Annotated in this window: 16 protein-coding genes and 1 tRNA gene; 8 read left to right on the top strand and 9 right to left on the bottom strand. The window is 31.3% G+C overall.

Annotated elements, in window-relative coordinates:
* Positions 1 to 54: 54 nt before the first annotated feature.
* On the bottom strand, positions 55 to 1,227 hold the full coding sequence (locus CLOCEL_RS14570) for a CapA family protein (protein ID WP_010075693.1): 1,173 nt from the start codon (positions 1,225 to 1,227) through the stop codon (positions 55 to 57).
* Between the two features lie 160 nt (positions 1,228 to 1,387).
* Here CLOCEL_RS14570 and CLOCEL_RS14565 point away from each other — a divergent pair, with 160 nt between their 5' ends.
* The 4 genes from CLOCEL_RS14565 (at position 1,388) to CLOCEL_RS14550 (ending at position 5,455) form a co-directional block, all read left to right on the top strand.
* Entirely contained in the window at positions 1,388 to 2,509 is a 1,122-nt protein-coding gene (locus CLOCEL_RS14565) for a hypothetical protein (RefSeq protein ID WP_010075692.1), read from the top strand.
* Positions 2,510 to 2,550: 41 nt separating this feature from the next.
* Positions 2,551 to 3,417: an undecaprenyl-diphosphate phosphatase gene (locus CLOCEL_RS14560; RefSeq protein ID WP_010075691.1), complete on the top strand. Its 867-nt coding sequence runs from the start codon at positions 2,551 to 2,553 to the stop codon at positions 3,415 to 3,417.
* A gap of 120 nt (positions 3,418 to 3,537) precedes the next feature.
* A complete protein-coding gene (locus CLOCEL_RS14555; RefSeq protein WP_010075690.1) occupies positions 3,538 to 3,990 on the top strand; it encodes a hypothetical protein in 453 nt (150 codons plus the stop codon).
* A gap of 364 nt (positions 3,991 to 4,354) precedes the next feature.
* Positions 4,355 to 5,455: a 6-phosphofructokinase gene (locus CLOCEL_RS14550; RefSeq protein ID WP_010075689.1), complete on the top strand. Its 1,101-nt coding sequence runs from the start codon at positions 4,355 to 4,357 to the stop codon at positions 5,453 to 5,455.
* Between the two features lie 96 nt (positions 5,456 to 5,551).
* On the opposite strand, the gene CLOCEL_RS14545 is transcribed toward CLOCEL_RS14550, so the two are convergent.
* The 3 genes from CLOCEL_RS14545 to CLOCEL_RS14535 all read right to left on the bottom strand — a co-directional run bounded on the left by CLOCEL_RS14545 (position 5,552) and on the right by CLOCEL_RS14535 (position 8,493).
* Positions 5,552 to 7,375, bottom strand: coding sequence for an endo-1,4-beta-xylanase (locus CLOCEL_RS14545; protein ID WP_010075688.1), 1,824 nt, complete (start codon positions 7,373 to 7,375; stop codon positions 5,552 to 5,554).
* Positions 7,376 to 7,935: 560 nt separating this feature from the next.
* Complete coding sequence (locus CLOCEL_RS14540) at positions 7,936 to 8,241, bottom strand: hypothetical protein (RefSeq protein ID WP_013291811.1); 306 nt, start codon at positions 8,239 to 8,241, stop codon at positions 7,936 to 7,938.
* Between the two features lie 163 nt (positions 8,242 to 8,404).
* Positions 8,405 to 8,493: transfer RNA gene (locus CLOCEL_RS14535), tRNA-Leu, on the bottom strand.
* 537 nt (positions 8,494 to 9,030) lie between these two features.
* Between CLOCEL_RS14535 and CLOCEL_RS14530 the strand changes: the two genes are divergently transcribed.
* Positions 9,031 to 9,822, top strand: a complete 792-nt coding sequence (locus CLOCEL_RS14530; protein ID WP_010075686.1) for an endonuclease/exonuclease/phosphatase family protein — start codon at positions 9,031 to 9,033, stop codon at positions 9,820 to 9,822.
* 73 nt (positions 9,823 to 9,895) lie between these two features.
* Here the strand turns inward: CLOCEL_RS14530 and CLOCEL_RS14525 are convergent, their stop codons facing one another.
* Entirely contained in the window at positions 9,896 to 10,852 is a 957-nt protein-coding gene (locus tag CLOCEL_RS14525; protein ID WP_010075685.1) for a hypothetical protein, read from the bottom strand.
* Between the two features lie 254 nt (positions 10,853 to 11,106).
* Here CLOCEL_RS14525 and metH point away from each other — a divergent pair, with 254 nt between their 5' ends.
* A complete protein-coding gene (gene metH / locus CLOCEL_RS14520; RefSeq protein WP_010075684.1) occupies positions 11,107 to 14,769 on the top strand; it encodes a methionine synthase in 3,663 nt (1,220 codons plus the stop codon).
* A 55-nt stretch (positions 14,770 to 14,824) separates the two neighbouring features.
* Here the strand turns inward: metH and CLOCEL_RS14515 are convergent, their stop codons facing one another.
* Positions 14,825 to 15,595 (bottom strand): tRNA threonylcarbamoyladenosine dehydratase, encoded by a 771-nt coding sequence (locus tag CLOCEL_RS14515; protein WP_010075683.1) that lies wholly within the window; start codon positions 15,593 to 15,595, stop codon positions 14,825 to 14,827.
* A gap of 368 nt (positions 15,596 to 15,963) precedes the next feature.
* Here CLOCEL_RS14515 and CLOCEL_RS14510 point away from each other — a divergent pair, with 368 nt between their 5' ends.
* Together CLOCEL_RS14510 and tnpA are read left to right on the top strand one after the other, a co-directional pair.
* The gene (locus tag CLOCEL_RS14510) at positions 15,964 to 17,235 is read left to right on the top strand and encodes an MFS transporter (protein ID WP_010075682.1); all 1,272 of its coding nucleotides are present in this window, start codon (positions 15,964 to 15,966) and stop codon (positions 17,233 to 17,235) included.
* A 203-nt stretch (positions 17,236 to 17,438) separates the two neighbouring features.
* A complete protein-coding gene (gene tnpA, locus CLOCEL_RS14505; RefSeq protein ID WP_013291810.1) occupies positions 17,439 to 17,912 on the top strand; it encodes an IS200/IS605 family transposase in 474 nt (157 codons plus the stop codon).
* A 124-nt stretch (positions 17,913 to 18,036) separates the two neighbouring features.
* Here tnpA and glgA read toward each other — a convergent pair whose 3' ends face one another.
* Genes glgA through CLOCEL_RS14490 form a run of 3 tightly spaced genes read right to left on the bottom strand, consistent with a single transcriptional unit; the run spans position 18,037 to position 21,794 of the window.
* Positions 18,037 to 19,473: a glycogen synthase GlgA gene (glgA, locus tag CLOCEL_RS14500; RefSeq protein WP_010075681.1), complete on the bottom strand. Its 1,437-nt coding sequence runs from the start codon at positions 19,471 to 19,473 to the stop codon at positions 18,037 to 18,039.
* Positions 19,474 to 19,486: 13 nt separating this feature from the next.
* Positions 19,487 to 20,602: a glucose-1-phosphate adenylyltransferase subunit GlgD gene (glgD, locus tag CLOCEL_RS14495; protein WP_010075680.1), complete on the bottom strand. Its 1,116-nt coding sequence runs from the start codon at positions 20,600 to 20,602 to the stop codon at positions 19,487 to 19,489.
* Complete coding sequence (locus tag CLOCEL_RS14490) at positions 20,595 to 21,794, bottom strand: glucose-1-phosphate adenylyltransferase (protein ID WP_010075679.1); 1,200 nt, start codon at positions 21,792 to 21,794, stop codon at positions 20,595 to 20,597. Before CLOCEL_RS14490 ends, glgD begins: the two co-directional genes overlap by 8 nt.
* Positions 21,795 to 21,807: the final 13 nt, after the last annotated feature.

The raw sequence follows: 21,807 nt of genomic DNA, 5'->3' as shown, positions 1-21,807 counted from the left end.
TTATAATATAAAAAAGATAAATTTGCTAATTAGTCTAAAGTCTTATGGAAAGCTTTATGCCTTAGATAAAGACTTTAGGTTTATATAATCGTTAGAAATCTTATTATTTAGAGTTGGTGAGTAGTTGTTTAAAATTTCTAAGAAATCTTTTGCTTCTTGCTCTTTATATGGAGTTGGGACATAGTCATTAAATTCTTCCGTTGATGAAATTCTAGTTGGAATAACCTTAATTGCTATATCTTCAAGAGTATTGTTAGAAATAATAAATTTAGTTTGTAAAATCATTGATTTCTTATCCTTTGGGTTATTATTTCCACCGAAACAGAAATTTCCCATAGAATAGGCGATAAGCTTGTCTTTATATAATTCAAAACTCTGTATAACATGCGGATGTGATCCCCATACCATAGTTGCTCCAGAATCAATAGCGTAATGTGCAAGATAAATCTGAGTATCATTAGGTGTATATTGATTTTCGTCTCCCCAGTGGAAATATGGAATTACTATAGTACAGCCTTCTGATCTTGCATCTTCAATATCATTTTTTATTGAATTAAGTAATTCAGAAGAGTTATACCAGCCTTGATAGCCTAAGAAGGCAAATTTTATACCGTCTATTTCTTTTATCAACTTAAAGTTTTCGCCGATACAGTCAATATTTGAATTGTTTAGAGTATCAACGGTATCTTGAAATCCTTCGTTGCCGTAATCATATATGTGGTTGTTAGAAATTGTAACTGCTTCAACACTTGATGAAGATAATATCTTAACAAAATCCATTGGACCCTTGAAATTGAAAACAGTTCCTTCACCTTTATATGATTTTGTTGAAGAGTCGGTTAATGGGTTCTCAAGATTTGCAATTGTTATATCATCTTCAGAGAATACTTCTAATACGTTTTTAAAAAAATATTTATAATCTTTTTTATTTGAGTCAAAAGCTTCCATAAGGCTTGAATCGTAATTAAATGAATCATCAGTACCTATAACTACATCGCCTACCATAGAAACAAGGATCTCTTTATCAGAAGTTTTCGCTGGAACTTCTAATTGATATCTAGAGTCACGTAACTCAGTGATTTGGAAATCATAGAAGTAGTTATATTTAGGGATTTCACTTGGAATATAAAAATAGCCTATAAGAACTATTAGAATCGCAGCTGGAAGAACTATAGAAAAGGAAATAAAAAGTACTGATTTAATTTTATCAAATATATTATAATTCATAAAAATCACCTCTAGGGACAGTTTAACATAAATGCAGTGATGAGCCTATATGTGAATAAAAAAAACTTCCTAAGTTGAAGTGAAATTGATAATAGGGTAAAATGTAAAATAGGTTAATATTACTTATGATACTAGAATATAGTTTTAAGGGGACAGTTATATGAATGGCATAAAGAAAATGATTTTCATATTTATTATAGTATCAGTGATTTGTGGTTACTGGTTTTATAATAAAAATTCTTTTTTGAAAGAAAAGAAGGAATCACCAGCAATAACTTTAGAAACTTTTGATAATATCTATGATGGTAAGTATATTAAATTTTATTATGATAACCTTGGTGATATAAATTTAGAAAAAATTAAGACTGACTATAAACTTGAGGAAAATGTGAAGATGGAGGGAACAGAACTTGATAAAATTCTATCATTAAGTGAGTTTTTATCTTCAAAGCTTCAACTTAATAAAAAATCTTCATATAATACAGAAGATATTTCAACATTAATAAGTAAAAGTTTTAGTGGACAAAGACTTAATGCTAAAGACTATAATATTATTTTTGCCAATTTTGTGAAGGCATTAGGATTTCAGAGTCGAGTATTAGAATTGTATCAAAATGAAAGCAAAAAAGAGACCACTATATTCTCAATAACTGAAATTTACATACCAAGTTTATCAAAATGGATGGCGTTTGATTCTATAAATAAACTATTTTTTGCGAAGGGAGAAGATCCTTTAAGTGCTATTGAAGTTATAGAACAAGGTCTTTCTGTAGTTGATCTTAGTAAAGAAGAAAAGAATTATGTTAGAGATTATGGTAAGTATTTTAATAACTTAAGAATGCAACTAGATAACAGCTATTTTACTAACAAAAAAAGTAACTCTTATATTATGTATTTAAAAGAAGATGATGAGCCGCAATTGATTATTAATACGAAGCCATTGAATTCAACAATATATACCCATCGTAGGGAGGCATTTATGTATGCGCCTACTAGTGAGGGTGAAATAGCTAAGGAGATGCAGAACTTTAAGGATGTAATACCGACATTAATATTAACCTTAAAAAATAGCGAAAAGAAATTACCAGTAATTAATGGAGCTGCTTTTAAAGATAGTGTAAATGTGAAGAATTATTACATAAGAATTGATGATGGGCAGTGGGGAGTCATAGATAATTATTTTACTATCACTTTAAACCCAAGGTCAAAAACGAAAATACAACTATCTTTAGATGGGAATACAGTTCTAAGAGAAATTGTCATTAGTAATACAAAAGGTTAGATATATAATTAAAATTAAAGAAGGGAAATGATGTAGTTAAGATGGAAACAGTTTTTTTTATTTTAAAGTCGATGGTTTTAGGGATTGTAGAAGGGGTAACTGAGTTTCTGCCAGTATCTTCTACTGGACACTTAATAATTTTTCAAAGTTTTTTAGGTTTTGATGTAGGCCAAAGTAAAGAATATATTGATATGTATACATATGTTATTCAATTAGGAGCAATTTTAGCAGTTATTGTGCTCTTTTGGAAAAAAATTATGAATACTTTAGTTAAACTTTTCCCAAGTGAAAAGAGAGATATTAGTTATAGAGAATCAGGATTAAGATTTTGGCTTATAATCGTAGCTGCTTGCATACCAGGAGCGATTGTGCAATTAGGTTTTGGTGATTTTTTTGATGAATATCTTATGAATCCTACAGCAGTTTCAATTGCGTTGGTTGTAGGTGGTATTCTTATGATACTTATAGAAAATAAATATAGAAAAAGAAGAAATGGTACGAAAAGTGAATTGGATGTTACTATAAAACAAGCGTTGATAATCGGAGCATTTCAATGTTTGGCAGTATTTCCGGGAATGTCTAGATCAGCCTCTACAATCATGGGCGGTTGGATAGCAGGACTTACTACTATAGCGGCAGCAGAGTTTTCTTTCTTCTTAGCTATACCAGTAATGGCTGGTATGAGTCTTCTTAAGATAGTGAAAATTGGTGGTTTTGCAGCAATGACTTCAGCGCAGGTAATATCGCTTGGCGTAGGTTTCTTAGTAGCTTTTATTGTAGCTTTAATTGTGGTGGATAGATTTATAGCCTTCTTAAAGAAGAAGCCGATGAGAATTTTTGCAGTATATAGATTTGTTTTTGCTGTCTTTGTGTTTATAGCAGGATATTTAGGATTTTTTAATGTTTAATAAATGATAAAGGTAAATTTTTATCTATTCTTTAATGAAAAGTGCTTCATCTGAATAAGATATTAATATTTGTATAAAATAAAATACGAAGTATAAGATTCATTTCTAAGAGGTGATAGCATGGTTAAAAAGGATACTCTTGATAAAATAATACAAAGCAATAGATGGGTAAAGAACGATATTGCAATGGGAAGAATACAATGTTCTAAGGTTGTAAGAACTAATGGCGAGCCAGAACTTTTGGCTATAATAACGTCTAATGAGTTAAAAGAGCCAGTTGCAGCTTATATAGAGGAGGTTTTGGTTGCTAATAATCAGCTTATTCTATTTTATGATGGACAGTTTCTTACAAGTATAGGGAAAGATGAATATGGAGAATACAAGGACTATTTATCAAGAGAGGAATGGGAAATTGTTTTTTCGAAAAAGCCTAGTGATGAACTAGTAAACCGCGGTATGATAGCTGAAGGTCAAGGATACCTTTTAGAAATTCATGAATCTATGGAAGAGTTTATGAGAAGAGGGTATTCAGAAGAATTATCAAACGAAATACAACAAATGTATCATCTTTAAATTTATTAAAGGGTTATCTCAGAATGAATGTAAATACATTTTGAGGTAATCCTTTTTGATTATAATTTATAAATTAACACAAGTTACAATAAGATTTTTACATTAAAGCTATGTTTATATATTTAATGTAGATTTTCAATCAGAGCATATATATCAAGAAATTTTTTAGAGATTAAAGCTACTAATATCCTCTTTAAATATAGGATTTTCAAAGAAAGTATATTCTTCAGAAGTGCATATAATATTAGAGTTAGGTTAAAAATATTAAAGATTTTTTTAAATATTCTCAATAGTATGAAATAAGATATTTAAAAAAATTACCAAATGTTATATAATGGTATTATCATGGGTTAGGAGGGATATGATGCAAGAGCAAAAAATAAAAAAAATAGCATTACTAACAGGGGGAGGAGATTGTCCAGGTTTAAATGCTGTTATTCGAGCAGTTACACGAACAGCAATTTTAAAATACGGTTATGAAGTAATCGGATACATATTTGGATATAGAGGGTTGTATAACAATGACTTTATTCCTTTAACTTTAGATAAAGTATCCGGAATTGGACATAAAGGCGGCACAATACTTTATAGTTCAAATAAAGATAATCTATTTGATTACCAAGTAGAGGAAAATGGTGAAATTGTTAAAAAAGATGTTTCAGATGTAGCTATAGAAAATCTTAAAAAAGAAGGTGTTGATGCTATCGTTGTTATTGGGGGCGATGGTACTTTAACAAGTGCAAGGGACTTTTCAAGAAAAGGCATAAATGTAATAGGAGTTCCTAAAACAATAGACAATGATTTACCTGCTACAGAGGTTACTTTTGGGTTTAATACAGCCGTTGAAGTTGCAACTGAAGCACTTGATAGATTACATACAACTGCTGAATCACATCATAGAGTTATGCTTCTTGAAGTTATGGGAAGAAATGCTGGATGGATTGCGCTTCATTCAGGTTTAGCAGGTTCTGCAGATGTAATACTCATACCAGAAATTCCATATGATTTACATAAGGTTGCTGAAAAAATAGAAATGAGACAGCGTGAAGGTAAAAAGTTTACAATTATTGTTGTAGCAGAAGGGGCAAAACCAAAGGATGGCGATGTAGTTGTAGCAAAAGTAGTAGATGATAGTCCAGATCCTATTAGACTTGGTGGTATTGCAAATAAGCTTGCTGCAGATCTTGAAAAAATAATAAAAAATCAAGAAATTAGAGCTACAATCTTAGGTCATATTCAAAGAGGTGGAATAACATCAGCTTATGATAGAATACTTTCTACAAGATATGGAGTTGCAGCAACTGAGCTAATCCATGAAGGTAAGTTTGGAAATATGGTAACTTTAAAGGAAGATAAAATTTCTTATGAAGCTTTAGAAAAAGTTATTGGTCATACAAGAGTTGTAGAACCAGATGGTGAATTAATACAAACAGCGCGAAGCATAGGTGTTTCTTTTGGTGATTAAAGCAATTTAAAAAATATATATAAATAAAAAATGATGATAAAATTAATTATCATCATTTTTTATTTCTTTTTCTCAATGGTATAATAGAAGAATTATTTAGAAACTAGTAATTTGTCCTAGAAGATATTTCTTTAATAATGCAAGGTCGATAGCATTAGTATTACCATCTTTGTTTACATCTGCAGCTACTTTTGCAGCTGGATCTGTAAATTCACTTAATAGACCTTTTTTCACTAATGCAAGATCTAGAGCATTGATTTTACCGTCATTGTTTACATCACCTAAGGCATAACCAGGAGTATAGTAGTCGCTTGTAGGAACTAATTTAACAACTGAATCGAAAGCTGGTTTTGGATAGTAGTTTCCATCGAATAGCAATGGTAATCTTGTTGCACGCCAGCTTGTTCCATCAGTAATACCCCAGAATACAACGTTTGTAATGTTAGCAGTACCTGCTTTTTTTGCATCTAAAATACTTTGCATAATAGCTGCATATTTAGTAGCTTGATTTGCTAGTCCTGTAGCACTTGTATCACTTGTAGTTATATCAAGTTCTGTAACTTGAACTTCTAAGCCAGTTGAACCGAATTTAGTTAGTGCTGCTTTATAAGTATTTGTATCAGGAAAGCCCATATCTAGGTGAGATTGCATACCGATACCATCGATAATACCTTTAGATTTTAATCTCATTGCCATAGTGTAGATTGCGTTACGTTTTGATTGTATATATTCGTTAAAGTCGTTGTAGAATAACTTAACACCAGCTGGAGCATATTTTCTTGCATATGTGAAAGCATTGTCTATGTATGAGTCATCACCATAGACTAAATTCCATGCAGATGCTTCTTTCCCAGCAGTTTCAGGAAATCCTGCAGTACGTAGATTACCACCATCTAGGTAACATTCATTTACAACGTCCCATGCATAAATCTTTAATGTAGGGAACTCTGCGTTAATTGCTGCAAAAAGATTCTTTATATAGTTTTCAAGACGTTGATTCATGACGTCTTTTGATACAGTAGCTCCAGTGTCACTGAAGTTTTCTTTAAAGAACCAAGAAGGAGTTTGACTATGCCATACTAAAACGTGGCCTCTTACTTCTATATTGTTCTCAGCACAGTATTTTAAAAGACTACGTGCACTGTCTAATTTAACTTGAGGGTTTACATTGTTACCGGATGCTTGGCAAGCAGCTTTATCTAATACATAATCTGGTTTAAGCTCATTTCCTATAGTAAGGTTGTTGTAGTGAGTTTTTACAAGATCTTTAGCAACTTGTAAAGATACTTCAGAAGGTGTCGCAGCGCAACCTATATCAAAGTATTTTCCAAATACGTTTTTAAGTGGTGTAGCTGCAGTTACATTAGGATTAAATGTGCTTGGACCATATGCTGTAACGTCGTCGACATAGTAGTTAATCATTGTACCTGTAGTTTCCCAATAAATCATTGCACTAGTTGCTTCTGCTGGGATTTTATAAGCGGTATTTTCGATTTTTGTCCATTCACCTTTGTTTACAGTTACAGTTGCGATAGGTACATAGAAAGCTTTATTTGTAGAATCTGTGTACTTTAACATGAAGCTAATAGGTTGAGTATCTGCAGCACTAGCATCATTGTACATTACATAGGAACTAAGGTTATATGTATTTCCTGCTTTCAATACGTCTGTTCTTATATTGCATGGTCCAGCCCATGAAGCAGCTCTACCAGAAACGTAGAGGCTTCCGTTACCGCTATGGCTTAAAGTACTTGGTGAAATAGTAGTTGTACCCATAGTTGACCAACCATCTGTACCTCCTTCGAAGGTGCTACTTATTAATAGAGCATCTTCAGCATATACTGGTGTAGCAACTGCAAATGCTGAAGCCACTATACCAGCAGATAGAACACAAGATAATAATCTTTTACTTAAATTCATAATAATATCCCCTTTTCTCTATATGGTCTTTTATAGAAATATAATACAATTTAAATATATATTACAATGAAATTTTTGTCAATATATCTATAAAATTAAGTATAATAATATGAAAATCTGAAATATTGCCATTTTTTTAGCGATTAACAAAGATTAATTGTACATTATAAGAAATAAATTTGTAAAAAGTTTCAAATAATGAGGTATATTAATAGTAAACAAAGGGTAAATAGTTTACTGTAATACTCGAGTATTTGTGAACTTAAGAACAATTATTAACGATAATATCATAAATATTTGAAGGGGAAGTTTTTAGATATTAAGAATGGTAATGATATTTATAAACAAAGTAAACTTATAATTAATAAAAGGAATGAGGATAACTTAGAGTTATCCTCATTCCTTTTATTAATTATAATATATAAGTTGTAATAAAGTTTCCTTATTAACAGTACTTATTTCCAAGCTACTATATGAGTTTTTGATGTAGATTCAATTATGCAACTTATATATATGAAAAAAATTGTGCAAATAAGTTCTATTAAAGTCAATCAGTTGTGTTAGAATATTCCACCATCATCTGTAGTTTTAATTACTTTATATGTGAGCTTAATGACGTATCCTATAACAAGTGAAGAAAGAAAAGAACCAAATATCAAACCGACCCATTCGGAAATAAGAGTAAAATTCATTGTAGGAGCAATTGATAGAATTAGAATTATAGTTATAGCTATATTTAAATAAAATGATTTTATAGTGAACTTCTTCTTTGTAGCCTTTGGATTTTTTGATAATAGTTCATTGCTTTTATTGAGGCTAGTTCTTGTATTTCTTTTTTTATTAGTTTTACTCTTTGTTGTTTTCATTTCATGTCCTCCAAAGTAAAAAAGATAAATTATCAATAAGCTGATATGTAGAATTTTTATAAAAAGTATGTATATATATTAGATAGGTAAAAGAATTTGTATAACAATATATAGAATTATCGAATAAATATAAAATTATGCATAAAAAAATACTTAAGATTAATGGTGCCGAAGACCGGAATTGAACCGGTACGATGTGTTAGCATCGCAGGATTTTAAGTCCTGTGCGTCTGCCAGTTCCGCCACTTCGGCATGAAATCTTAAGTACATTAATTATTATATAAAGCTAAGTAGGGTTTGTCAACAATTTTTTATAAAAATTTTAAAAGGTTATTTAGAGTTTTACATTATATATACTCAATAACTACAGTTTAAATTATTTTAAGACAATTTGAGTTTTATTTCGAAGGAATTATACTTCTTAAAATTCAAAGTAATAACAAATTGATTTAGAAATACAAATATATGTAATTTTATCAGAGAAACAACTTTAACATTAAACAAATATTTTATAAAGACATTTATAAAGAGAATGATTAATAATTATCATAAAAAATATAATAATAAATACAAATAAAGTAGAAAAATAATAAATCATTAAATTTACATATGATGGTAAATTTAAATGTCTTGAAGCTATAAAATGCCGGTGCTATAATCTCAATGTATCTTTTGCTATAGAAATTGATAAAGAACACCTTTTAATTAAGAAAGTTTAGGGCTACTGATATACATAATGAGCGTTTGTAATTTTATAAATCGAAAGTATTTAATTAGGAGTATGGGGATATGAGATTTCTTACATTAAACTGTCATGCTTGGCATGAAGAAAATCAACTTGAAAAGATTAAAAATCTTGCTAGAGTTATTAAAAAGAATGCTTATGATGTGATTACACTTCAGGAAGTATCACAAAGTAAAGATAGTGAACAGATGTTTAAGGATATAAAGAAAGATAATTATGTTTTCTTATTAGTTGAAGAACTTGGAAAGCTTGGAGTGTACGACTATAGCTTTTTTTGGGAATATAATCACATCTCCTCAGGAAAATATGAAGAAGGAACTGCTATTTTAACAAAGCATCCTGTTGGAAAGATTGAAACTTCATTTTTATCTATTAGCGAGGATTACAGTAACTGGAAAACTAGAAAATCTGTAAAGAATATTATTGAATATAAAAATAAAGAAATAGCTATTTTCTGCTGTCATCTTGGATTTTGGGATGATTCTGAAGAGCCTTTTAAACAACAAGCAGATAGACTTTTAGAACAAGTAAAAGAAAATGAACTGACATTTTTAATGGGAGACTTTAATAGTGATGCATTAAAAAGAAATACAGGGTACGATTATTTAATGTCAAAAGGCTTATATGACACTTACAACATGGCTAAGGAAAAGGACCTGGGAATAACCGTTAGTGGAAAAATAGCCGGATGGGAAAAGAATGATGAACAAAAAAGAATTGATTTAATTCTTACTAATACTCCTGTAGAGGTTAAATATTCTAGGGTTATATTCAATGGAGAGAATGAGAGCATTGTTTCTGATCATTATGGATTAGAAGTAGAAATTGAAATATAAGAATAAAAACATATTATAAGTAGAGACAAGTAGACATCTTTAAAAAGAGTGCTTGTCTCTATTTTTATTTATTTTAGCAGCATCCATTGCAACTGGAACATGAACTACTACAAGAAGGGGAACTGATACGTGCATCTGGTTGAAATTCATCGATTGTGAACTTGCATATACTTGGAGTGAATTGATGTTGTGAATTAAAGGTAATCAAATCATTAGAAAACTCTATTTTTAAGGGTACTTTAACCATTGTTTCATCATCTAAAGTATTTATTCTAAGCGTTGGTGTATAAAGTTCTGCATACCCATGTTGATTTATAACTTTTACTGTATTATCTATAGTACATAATGTAGTGATTTCTGAGGTTTCTGAAAAACTAACAGAATTTATATCTCCATTTACAGTAAGAGCAAAATTATCATAGGAAATTAGTTTACCTATCTTTGTATTGATTTCAATAGGTTCATTAGGTTCAAAGGATTTCAGTTTGCCATCTTCATAAAATGAAATACCTATGCGGGTAGTTACTTCACCTAACGGACTGGGAATAGTTAAGGTATCATCTGGCCATAGGGTAATGCTTTTAATAGCACCAGATGGATAGAAGTAAGCAGATAGTATCTTTGTATAATAGTTACCTATAGGCAAGTTAAGCATTAAAGGCTTAGCTAATGCATATTCCTCTTTTTCTTCCCAAAATGCTGATAATTTTCCGTTAAGGGGAAAGATTCTTTTAATAGCGCCATTATCATAGAAAGTTATAAATTCTGCAGGGAGGATTCCTATAGAGGTTTTTATTTCTGTTTGATCTTGAACAGAAAGACTTTCTATGTTTCCGTTTTTATAGAAGGATATTGAATTTCTAAGCTTTCGTCTTTGATCCTTATCACAATATTGTGGCACAAGGGGTCCATGTATTGTGTCTAATATGTTTTCTTCCATAACATTGACTACTCTTGGTGAACCATCGTTAAAAGAATATAAAATTTTTATGTTTTCTAATAAACCATATTTTGTTTGATAATTATTCATAATTCCACCACCTTTTAATATATTATATATTAATTTATCAAAAAATAATATATTTTATTGAGAAAACTGTATTTTTTCAGAAGAAAATCTTTAATAATTACCATAATGATAATTATTTCGTGATATTAAGCATTTCATCCATTACCGTAAGGGTAGAGATGATAAAGTAAAATTCTTGGAACCCTCTATTCAACAGTAATAGATATGTTGTAAAATAAATCTTAGTAAAAGATGCTGAAAGAAGGTGGCTAATAGTGAAGTATAGCATAGAGAAATATTTACAGGAGAAAATATTAGTCCTTGATGGTGCTATGGGGACAGCGATTCAAGGTTTTGGTTTAGTTGAAGAAGATTTCTCTTGTGGTTGTGGATGTAACCATAAACAAAAAGGTAATAATGATATATTAAATATAACTAATCCAGATATAGTAAAGAAAGTTCATCAAATGTATTTAGATGCTGAAGCAGATATAATTGAAACTAATACTTTTAACGCCAATAGAATATCTCAAGGTGACTATGGTCTAGAGGATAAAATATATGAATTGAATTTTAAAGGTGCTCAAATTGCTAAAGCAATAGCAGAAGAATATACGAAAGAAAATCCAGATAAACCTAGATTTGTAGCTGGTTCTATGGGACCTACAAATAGAGCAGCATCTATGTCACCGGATATAGAAAACCCAGGAGCTAGAAATATTACTTTTGACAAGCTAGTAGAAGCTTATAAAGAGCAAGCTGAAGGTTTGATTGACGGAGGCTGTGATTTATTATTAATCGAAACCATTATAGATGCATTAAATGCACGAGCAGCGATATTTGCTGTTAATACAGTTTTAGAAGAAAAAAACTTAAAACTTCCTATAATGATAAGTGGTACTATTATAGATAAAAGTGGAAGGTTGTTATCAGGTCAAACTTTAAAGGCTTTTTATGAAACGGTTAGAAATGAAAATCTTCTTAGTATAGGATTAAATTGTGCCTTTGGGGCAGAAGATATGATACCTTTTATAAGGGAAGCTGCAAAAACTCAAAATAAATATATAAGTTTTTATCCAAATGCAGGACTTCCGAATGCATTAGGACAGTATGATGAATTACCAGAGAAAACAGCATCATTTATTGAAATTCTTGCAAAGGAAGGTTGTTTAAATATTGTTGGTGGTTGTTGTGGTACAACACCTGCTCATATTGCAGCTATAGCAAAAACTGTAGCAAATTATAAACCAAGAATAGTTCCTGAGATTGAAAGAGAAACAATTTACTGTGGTCTAGAGGAAGTTAAAGTAAATAGCCAAAGTAATTTTGTAAATATAGGTGAAAGAACAAATGTTGCTGGTTCTGCTAAGTTTGCTCGTCTAATCAGAGAAAAGCAATATGAAGAAGCTATTGATATTGCTAAAAATCAAGTGGAAAATGGTGCACAGATTATTGACATAAACTTTGACGATGGTCTCTTAGACGCAAAAGAAGAGATGGATAAGTTCTTAAAATTAGTTGCTAGTGAGCCTGAAATTGCAAAGGTACCTGTAATGATAGATTCTTCAAAGTGGGAGGTGCTAGAAACAGGACTTAAGGCAATTCAAGGAAAAGCTATAGTTAATTCCATCAGTCTAAAAAATGGTGAAGAAGAATTTATTAAGGAAGCTACATATATCAATAAATTTAATGCTGGTGTAGTAGTTATGGCTTTTGATGAAAAAGGTCAAGCAGATACATATGAGAGAAAAATTGAAATCTGCAAGCGGGCTTATGATATTTTAGTGAACAAAGTTAACTTCCCTCCAGAGAATATTATATTTGATCCTAATATACTTGCAATTGCTACAGGAATAGAAGAACATGATAACTATGGAGTAGATTACATAAATGCTGTTAGATGGATTAAAGAAAATCTTCCTTATGCAAAAGTAAGCGGCGGAGTATCAAACCTATCTTTCTCCTTTAGAGGAAATAACCCTATAAGAGAAGCAATACATTCAGTATTTTTATATCATGCTATAAAAGCAGGTATGGACATGGGGATTGTGAATCCAGGAATGATACAAATCTACGATGAAATAGATAAAGAATTATTAGAAAGAGTTGAAGATGTGGTTTTAAACAAGCGTAATGATGCGGCAGAGAGGCTGTTAGAGTTCGCTCAAAGTTATAATAATTCAGAAACTAGTTCTAGTGAGAATAAATTGAAGTGGAGAGAAAATCCAGTAGAAGAAAGATTAAAGTATTCTCTTGTTAAGGGGATAACAGAATACCTTGAAGAGGATTTAGAAGAAGTAAGAAAGAATTATGATAAGTCACTTCAAGTAATTGAGGGCCCACTTATGGCTGGAATGAGTGCTGTAGGAGAACTTTTTGGAGAAGGGAAAATGTTCTTGCCTCAAGTTGTAAAGACAGCAAGAGTTATGAAAAAGGCAGTAAGTATTTTACTTCCATATATTGAAGCAGAAAAAGAGGCAGGAGAGAATTCTAAGGCTGGCACTGTAGTGTTTGCTACAGTCAAAGGGGACGTACATGATATAGGAAAAAATATCGTTGGGATAGTTCTTGGGTGTAATAACTTTGAAGTTATCGACCTAGGAGTAATGGTTCCTTGCGAAACAATACTGCAAGTGGCAAAGGAAAAGAAAGCAGACATTATAGCACTAAGTGGCCTTATCACTCCTTCCTTAGAAGAAATGTGTAATGTGGCAAGGGAAATGGAAGCACAAGGCTTTGATATACCACTTATGATTGGTGGGGCAACAACTTCAAGAACTCATACAGCTGTAAAAATAGAAAAAGAGTATTCAAAGGGAGTAGTTTATACATCTGATGCATCAAAAGCAGTAGAAGCAGCTAAAAAGCTTGTAGATAAAGAGAAGAAGCAAGTTTATCTAGATGAAATAAAAGCAGAGTATAATGAAATCAGAAGAAAATATGAAGAGGGAGAAAAGAAGCTATTAACCCTTGATGAGTCAAGAGAAAGAACTTTGAAAATAGATTGGAGCAAAGCTGAGATAGTTAAGCCATCATTTTTAGGTACAAAAGTTCTAAAGAATTATTCTTTAAGTGATATAAGAAAATATATAGATTGGACTTTCTTTTTCTTAGCATGGGATATGAAAATGACTTATCCTGCAATTATGGAACATCCAAAATATAAAGATGAAGCTAAAAAGCTTTTTGACGATGCAAATGCTATTCTTGATGTTATAGAAAAAGAAAAATTATTTACTGCAAATGGTGTTTTAGGATTCTTTGAAGCAAATTCAGTAGGTGAAGATATTGAAGTTTATACATCAGATAAAAGAGAGAGAGTAACAATATTTAATATGCTTCGTGATCAAGAGTTGAGACCTGATAATATTGCTAGAAATCTTTCAGACTATATAGCTCCAAAGGAAAGCAATATCAAAGATTATATAGGGGGATTTATAGTTACAGCAGGTATCGGAGCAGAAGAATATTCCTTAAAATTTAAGGGAATGGGAGACGATTACTCAGCTATCATGGTTAAGGTTCTCGCTGATAGGTTAGCAGAAGCCTTTGCAGAATTATTACACATAGAAGTAAGAAAGAATTACTGGGGTTATGCTAAAGACGAAGAATTAACTATGAAAGAAATTCTAAAAGGTGAATACCAAGGAATTAGGCCAGCTTTTGGATATCCTTGTTTAAGAGATCATAGTGAGAAAACAAAGTTGTTCGACCTACTTGAAGGTGAAAAAAATACAGGGGTTTCTTTAACTGAGGATGGATATATGATGACTCCAGGGGCTTCCGTTTGTGGACTGTATTTTGCAAATAAGGAAGCGAAATATTTTGATGTTAACAAAATATCAAAGGATCAGGTTGAAGATTACACAGCAAGAAGTGGTAAGAAAATAGAAGAAACTGAAAGATTGTTTAATAATATAATAGTGTATAAAAAATAATTTAAAAGTCAAGGATAGGCTAAAAATAGCATTCCCCTTGACTTTTTATATTTAACTATTTTCCTATATGTAGGAGGTCCTTAACAACTTCACTGGCGATAATCATTCCTGCTACAGGCGGTACAAAAGATATACTTCCAGGCGTTTGGCGTTTGATCACAGTGAAGGATTTATTTTCATCCTCGTTAAGAGTTGAAGTTACTGCTTTGTTAATCTGATGCTTTGGTTCTTTAGGTTTTAATGGTACTTCTTCAGAATATACGACCTTAAGTTCTTTTACTCCACGCTTTTTTAATTCATGTCTCATTACTTTAGCTAGTGGACAGATTTTCGTAGAATAAATATCTGCAACTTTAAACTCTGCTGGATTAAGTTTATTACCAGTACCCATAGAAGAAATTATTTTAATGTTATTTAGAGTACACCATTCAACTAGTGCCAGTTTTGAGGTTACAGTATCGATAGCATCTACTACATAGTTTGCATCCTTAGGTATGATTTCTTTTATATTATCATTGGATACGAAGGTTTCATGAATTGCTACATTACATTTTGGGTTTATTAAAAGAATTCTTTCCTTCATAACTTGAACTTTACTTTTGTTAACGGTAGTAACATTAGCATGAATTTGCCTATTTAAATTGCTTATGCTTACGGTATCATTATCGATTAAAATTAAGTTACCGATTCCAACTCGTGTTAGTGATTCAACTACGAAGCTTCCAACTCCACCAATACCGAAAACAACTATTTTAAAATTTTTAAGTTTATTTAAAGCTTCTTCGCCAAGTAAAAGTTCCGTGCGAGAAAAAGCGTGCTCTGACATATGTTTTGCTCCTTTATCTTATAATATTTCTGCTTATCTTGTATAACTTATTTAGTCCTAATCTTAAGGGAGAATCAAGTTAGTTAGTTTACAACTTTAGAAAAAAATTTATTCTAGTGATTTATGAACCATATAATTATATTATATTTAATTGAAATAAGCTAATATATAATTTATACTGTAATGTGGGTTGTATACAAGTTGTTTTGGAAATTAAAGATTTTAAAAGTGAGACTAAAATTTCTCAAAGGAGAAAATTAGTTTACTTAAACATTTTAACCATAGATATTATGGGAAACTTGAAGTTTTCTGGGTAAGTTAGTGTTTGGGGAATCTTTAAAAAATATTTTGCTAAGGAGGAAGCACTGATGGAAAATGAAACACAATTTATTAAAAGATACTTTTCTTTAGGTTATCTTGCAAATACTATGGCAAATACAATGCTTAACTCTTGTTTTGTCTTGTTCTTTACAGCTAACAAAGGGTTTTCTGCATCACAGATAAGCCTAATTTTGGGGCTATCACCAATAATTGCACTTCCAACTTTTTTTATCTGGGGAGCAATTATTGATAAAACAAAGAAATTAATATTTTTTAGCAGGCTGGTAAGTGCAGGAAATATAATTACTTTACTAGCATTTTTTTTCGTAAATAATTTTGTAGGTATATTTATCTTAAGCATTATTAGAAGTATAATAATGCAGCCAAATTCCGCGTTAAATGAAGAGTACATACTTGTTCTTTCCAAAAGACCAAATGTTGAATATGGAAAAATTAGAGTATGCAGTACTATTGGTTATGGAATTAGTGGAATTCTTGTACCTATTATTTTGAGCATAGTAGATGTATCTAAAGGGTTTTTAGCAGGAATCTTTGTAGTATTTTTAAGTTTTTCAATAATGATGTTTGTACCAGAAATAACTACTCCTTCTGGAACCGGTTCATTAAGAAAGCGTAAGGATAATGAAGAGATAAGAGATACTGATGAAATAGCTGTTGGAGAAAAGGAGTCCGATGAGAAAGAAAAACCTTCTTTAGGAACAATAATAGAGCTAGTAAAAAATAAAGAGTTTATTAGATATCTAGTTATTTATTGTGCCTTATGGGGAACTTTATCTGCGGCGAGTAACTACGGATCTCAAGTTATTATGATAGATTTAGGTGCTTCAAAAAGATTAATAACTATGATGCCCTTATTTTTAGTATCTTTTGAAATTCTTATTTTATACTTTGGAAATAAATTTATTAAAGTTAAGAATTCCTACACCATTTTAACCATAGCCTTAATAATTTTATCTTTAAGATGGATTCTTATTGCAAATACTAAATCCTATATTGTTATCTTAATTTTAACTTTAGTCCATGGAATGACAACAGGACTAGTTATACCAATTCATAATGGACTTGTAGGGAAGATGATACCAAAGCATCAAGTTTCTACTGCTTTTTTAACAGCAGCAATTCTTGCAGCTACAATATTACCAGGATTATTAAATATAATTTGTGGATATGCAATAAAAACTTTTGGTACAAGCTTTTTTGGTTATTTTTATCTTTCATTAACAACAATAGCATTAATTCTTGTAATACCTAAGACTATAGAAGAAAAAATGAAGTTAAAGATAAATAAAGTTAATTAATATGCAAACAATTATACTATATAAAAGAAAAAGTGGTATCCATAACGAGGATACCACCTTAATTATTGTTTTACGAATACCACAGGTTTTACCTGTGGTTCTAAAAAGCTTCTAGCGATGAGTAGAAAAAAAGAATACCTCCAATGTAAAATGGTAGTAGGTTTGCCGACCACAACCAAAAGTACAAAGGAGGTATATCCGTAATGGATAATAGTAGTTTAGCACATAGTAAATGGAATTGTAAATATCACATAGTCTTCGCACCAAAGTATAGGAGACAAATCATATATGGAAAAATAAAAGCGGATATAGGGGTAATACTTAGAAAGTTATGTGAACATAAAGGAGTAGAAATTATTGAAGCAAATGCATGTAAGGATCATATACATATGCTTATAAGTATACCTCCGAAGTTAAGTGTCTCTCAGTTTATGGGGTATTTGAAAGGTAAGAGTTCATTGATGATTTTTGACAGACATGCAAATTTGAAATATAAATATGGGAATAGGCAATTTTGGTGTAAAGGCTATTACGTTGATACAGTTGGAAGAAACAAAAAGATAATAGAAGAATACATAAAGAATCAAATACAGGAAGATTTAGCATATGAACAAATGAGCTTGAAAGAATTTATTGACCCGTTTACGGGTGAATCAGTAAACAAAGGCAAAAAATAAAGCACCTTTTAGGTGCAGCCAGTAAAGGTATGCGGTTGGCAAACCGCTCAATGTGCGAGTAGCACGGCCAGTAACATGCCCTTATAGGGCTAAAGCAAACCACCCGTTTGACGGGTGGTCCTGATTAATGCCAAACTACTGAATTGTATAAATCATTATATATCCAAGAAGATTTTTCCCAACTATAATCAGCAAACATTCCGTTTCTCATAATTCTTTGCCATTCTTCAGTATCGTGATAATAAACTGACAAAGCTCTATCTAAAACTGAAAGTAAAGCATAATTATCATTGTTTTTAAACATGAAACCATTCCCCATGTGGTTTCCATAGTTATATGGAATAACTGTATCTCTTAAACCACCAGTTTCTCTAACAAGAGGAAGTGAGCCGTATTTAAGAGCGATTAATTGACTAAGACCACATGGTTCAAAGGCTGATGGCATAAGGAATATATCAGAAGCTGCATAAACTTTGTGAGAAAGTGCTTCATTAAAAGTAATCAATGCTGCAACTTGACCAGGATATCTATACTGCAAATTTTTGAAATAATCTTCGTAGTATTTATCACCAGTTCCAAGAATAACAAGTTGGACATTTCTTCTTAGAATTTCTTCAGCACATCTTACTACTAAATCAAGACCTTTCTGATCTGAAAGTCTAGTAACCATTGCTATCATCGGAACATCTGTAGACCTCCAAAGATTTAAATCTTCTTGAAGTCTTGCTTTATTGCCATACTTGTCATTAATGTAGATTCCGCCATATTTGTAGTAGATGCATTCATCATTTTCAGGATTGTATACAGAATAATCTATGCCATTTATTATTCCCCATAAGTCATTTCTTCTGCTACTTAGGAGACCGTGAAGACCTTCACCGAATTGTTGGCCTTGGATTTCTTGCGCATAACTATTACTTACAGTAGAGATCTTATCACTGTAAACTAAAGCACTCTTTAAAAAACTTACCTTACCATGGTATTCAATGCTACCATTATTGAATAGATGATCAGGAAGACCTAATAATTCGTATATAATATTTTTGGGGAATACTCCTTGGAATTGAAGGTTATGTATAGTGAATATGCTTTTCATATCTTGATAAAATGGGTTATCCCAGAACTGGGATTTTAGGAATACTGGAATCATTCCTGTTTGCCAGTCATGGCAGTGAACAACATCAGCCTTAAAATCTATTTGTTCTAGAAGCATTAAAGCTGCTCTATCAAAAAATGCAAATCTTTCACCGTCATCGTAATAACCATAGAGACCTTCACGATAGAAATAATATTGGTTATCTATAAAATAAAAATCAACATTGTCAAGTTTATAATGCATAACTCCACAATACATGTTTCGCCAACCAACAGGAACATAATATTCTTTTATGTAATCCATGGATTCTTTAAGATCATGTCTTATTCCAACGTAATTGGGAAGAATTACTATCGTTTCATTACCAATTTTGTTTAAATATTTTGGAAGTGAGCCAACTACGTCGCCAAGACCACCAGTTTTTATAAATGGAGCCGCCTCAGAGGCGATAAATGCTATTTTCATATTAAGGTCTCCTTTATACTACAGAATTTTTTTCTATGATTATAGGGCTATCTTCTGAACCCTGAATATTCTTTGTTACCATCATAGAGGAACGCTTGTCCGCTATAACATATTCAACATTAATATTTTCGCCAACATAGGATTTAGTAAGTAGAATAGAATTTTTAACTACAGCACCTTTCTCAACTTTAACCCCACGAGAAATAATGCAGTTTTCTACAGTGCCTTCTATAATTGCACCATTAGCTATAACTGAATTTTTAACATGAGCATTTTTACCATATTTAGTAGGAGCATTGTCCTTAGTTCTTGTATGAATAGGTAACTCTTCGTTAAATAAGTTTGAAGATATATTCTCATTTAATAAATCTAAACTATTTTTGAAATAAGAGTTTACAGAGTTTATGCATTGAGCATAACCTTTAAATTCATGGCCCTTAACTTTATATTGAGAGCAGAAGATCATTATTAAATCTCTTAAGGAATAAAAAGAGCCTATAACACTAGATTCTTTGATCAAATCAATTAAGAAGTCTCTTCTCATTACATAAGTTTCAAGAGAAATTGTTTGGTTATCCTGTCCTCCACCGTTTATACCAAAGGTTATGACATTGTCTTCATTATCAAGAATTAAAGTATCACATTTAACGAAGTTTTCTTTTCCGTCATCGATATTTTTATATAAAATTGTTACATCACAATTGTTTTTCTTATGGAATTCAACAGTTTTAGAAAAATCATAAGCAAAAACCATATAACTAGTAGTTATAACAACGTATTCTTGAGAACTTGCTAGAAGATATTCGAGGTTATCTCTAAAACTTTCCATTTCCTGATTCTTCAAGATGTTTCCACGACTGTTGCTAGGATAGAAGATGAATAAGCCGTCCTTTTTTCTATTTAAATCCCACACTTCTCCAGAACCAATATGTTTCACTAAAGAACGAGTGTTATTGTAAGCGAAAATGCCTACGTTGTTAATATCGCTATTAACCATATTAGAAAGAGGAAAGTCTATAAGGCGATATCTTCCTCCATATGGCAGGGCTCCAAGACTTCTGTTTGCTGTTAAGCTCTTAATTTCATCTTCATTTTCATATAGCTTAATTATGGCCATAATATCATTCATTTATTGTCACCTCCATAGCTTTAAATGAGGCTGATTCGACTTGGTGAAAAAATCCATCAGAATCGCATTCGTTACCATTTAAAGATATTAGAGCTACTTCCTTGCCGTCAGGATTTATATTAACTCCTTCCGAAATTTTTACATCGCAATCTATTATTGCTTTATTAATATAAGCACCGTCAGCTATATAAACATTAGGCATTATTACAGAATCATGAATCACTACATTTTTACCAATATGTACTCCTTGAAATATTATTGAATTTTCTACAGTTCCATAGATTCTACAACCTTGATTTATAAGAGAATTTCGTATTTCTGCATCTTTTGAAATGTATTGCGGTGCCTTTTCAACGTTATCTGAATAAATTCTCCAGTTTCTTTCATAAAGATCTAAAGTGCAGTTTTCATCGAGTAAGTCCATATTTGCCTGCCAAAGACTTTCAACTGTTCCTACATCTTTCCAATAACCTTTAAAAGAATAAGCAACAAGTTTTTTGTTTTCATTCAAAAGTTTTGGAATTATATTCATTCCAAAATCTCTTTTAGAGTTGGGATCTTGTACATCTTCTATTAATGCTTTTTTTAATGTTTTCCAATTAAAGATGTAAATTCCCATTGAAGCTAAGTTGCTTTTAGGATTTGCTGGTTTTTCATCAAATTCTATTATGTCTCCATTTTCATCAGTATTCATAATTCCAAAACGACTTGCTTCTTCCCAAGGAACTTCAAGAACTGCAATTGTTGCATCTGCGGATTTTTCTTTATGGTGTGCCAACATTTTAGAATAATCCATTTTGTATATATGGTCCCCGGACAATACAAGTAAGTATTCAGGATCACATTCATCTATAAAATCACAATTTTGATAAATAGCATCTGCTGTGCCGCGATACCAGTTTCTACCTTCTTCTGTTTCTCTTGGTGGAAGTACTGTTACTCCAGAATTGCTATTATTTAATCCCCAGTTTGAGCCTATTCCTATATATTTATTTAGTGTAACAGACTCATATTGTGTAAGAACTGCAACAGTGTTTATTTGCGAATTAGCACAGTTGCTTAATGGAAAATCGATAATTCTATATTTGCCACCAAAGTGCACGGCTGGCTTTGCTTGTTTTTTCGTTAGTGAATTTAATCTAGTACCTTTTCCGCCAGCTAAGATTACTGCTACGATCTCTTTACGTTTCATATAATTCCTCCTC

Origin of the sequence: Clostridium cellulovorans 743B (assembly GCF_000145275.1) — a bacterium.
Lineage (GTDB): Bacteria > Bacillota > Clostridia > Clostridiales > Clostridiaceae > Clostridium_K > Clostridium_K cellulovorans.
This window is presented reverse-complemented; position numbering and strand designations above follow the sequence as displayed.

Bases quoted from the DNA above. Each gene is read 5' to 3' on its own strand.
- CLOCEL_RS14545 (WP_010075688.1), bottom strand. From the start codon at position 7,375: ATGAATTTAAGTAAAAGATTATTATCTTGTGTTCTATCTGCTGGTATA.
- CLOCEL_RS14540 (WP_013291811.1), bottom strand. From the start codon at position 8,241: ATGAAAACAACAAAGAGTAAAACTAATAAAAAAAGAAATACAAGAACT.
- glgA (WP_010075681.1), bottom strand. From the start codon at position 19,473: ATGAAAATAGCATTTATCGCCTCTGAGGCGGCTCCATTTATAAAAACT.
- CLOCEL_RS14570 (WP_010075693.1), bottom strand. From the start codon at position 1,227: ATGAATTATAATATATTTGATAAAATTAAATCAGTACTTTTTATTTCC.
- CLOCEL_RS14560 (WP_010075691.1), top strand. From the start codon at position 2,551: ATGGAAACAGTTTTTTTTATTTTAAAGTCGATGGTTTTAGGGATTGTA.
- CLOCEL_RS14530 (WP_010075686.1), top strand. From the start codon at position 9,031: ATGAGATTTCTTACATTAAACTGTCATGCTTGGCATGAAGAAAATCAA.
- CLOCEL_RS14515 (WP_010075683.1), bottom strand. From the start codon at position 15,595: ATGTCAGAGCACGCTTTTTCTCGCACGGAACTTTTACTTGGCGAAGAA.
- CLOCEL_RS14555 (WP_010075690.1), top strand. From the start codon at position 3,538: ATGGTTAAAAAGGATACTCTTGATAAAATAATACAAAGCAATAGATGG.
- glgD (WP_010075680.1), bottom strand. From the start codon at position 20,602: ATGAATGATATTATGGCCATAATTAAGCTATATGAAAATGAAGATGAA.
- CLOCEL_RS14525 (WP_010075685.1), bottom strand. From the start codon at position 10,852: ATGAATAATTATCAAACAAAATATGGTTTATTAGAAAACATAAAAATT.
- CLOCEL_RS14565 (WP_010075692.1), top strand. From the start codon at position 1,388: ATGAATGGCATAAAGAAAATGATTTTCATATTTATTATAGTATCAGTG.
- tnpA (WP_013291810.1), top strand. From the start codon at position 17,439: ATGGATAATAGTAGTTTAGCACATAGTAAATGGAATTGTAAATATCAC.
- CLOCEL_RS14510 (WP_010075682.1), top strand. From the start codon at position 15,964: ATGGAAAATGAAACACAATTTATTAAAAGATACTTTTCTTTAGGTTAT.
- CLOCEL_RS14490 (WP_010075679.1), bottom strand. From the start codon at position 21,794: ATGAAACGTAAAGAGATCGTAGCAGTAATCTTAGCTGGCGGAAAAGGT.
- CLOCEL_RS14550 (WP_010075689.1), top strand. From the start codon at position 4,355: ATGCAAGAGCAAAAAATAAAAAAAATAGCATTACTAACAGGGGGAGGA.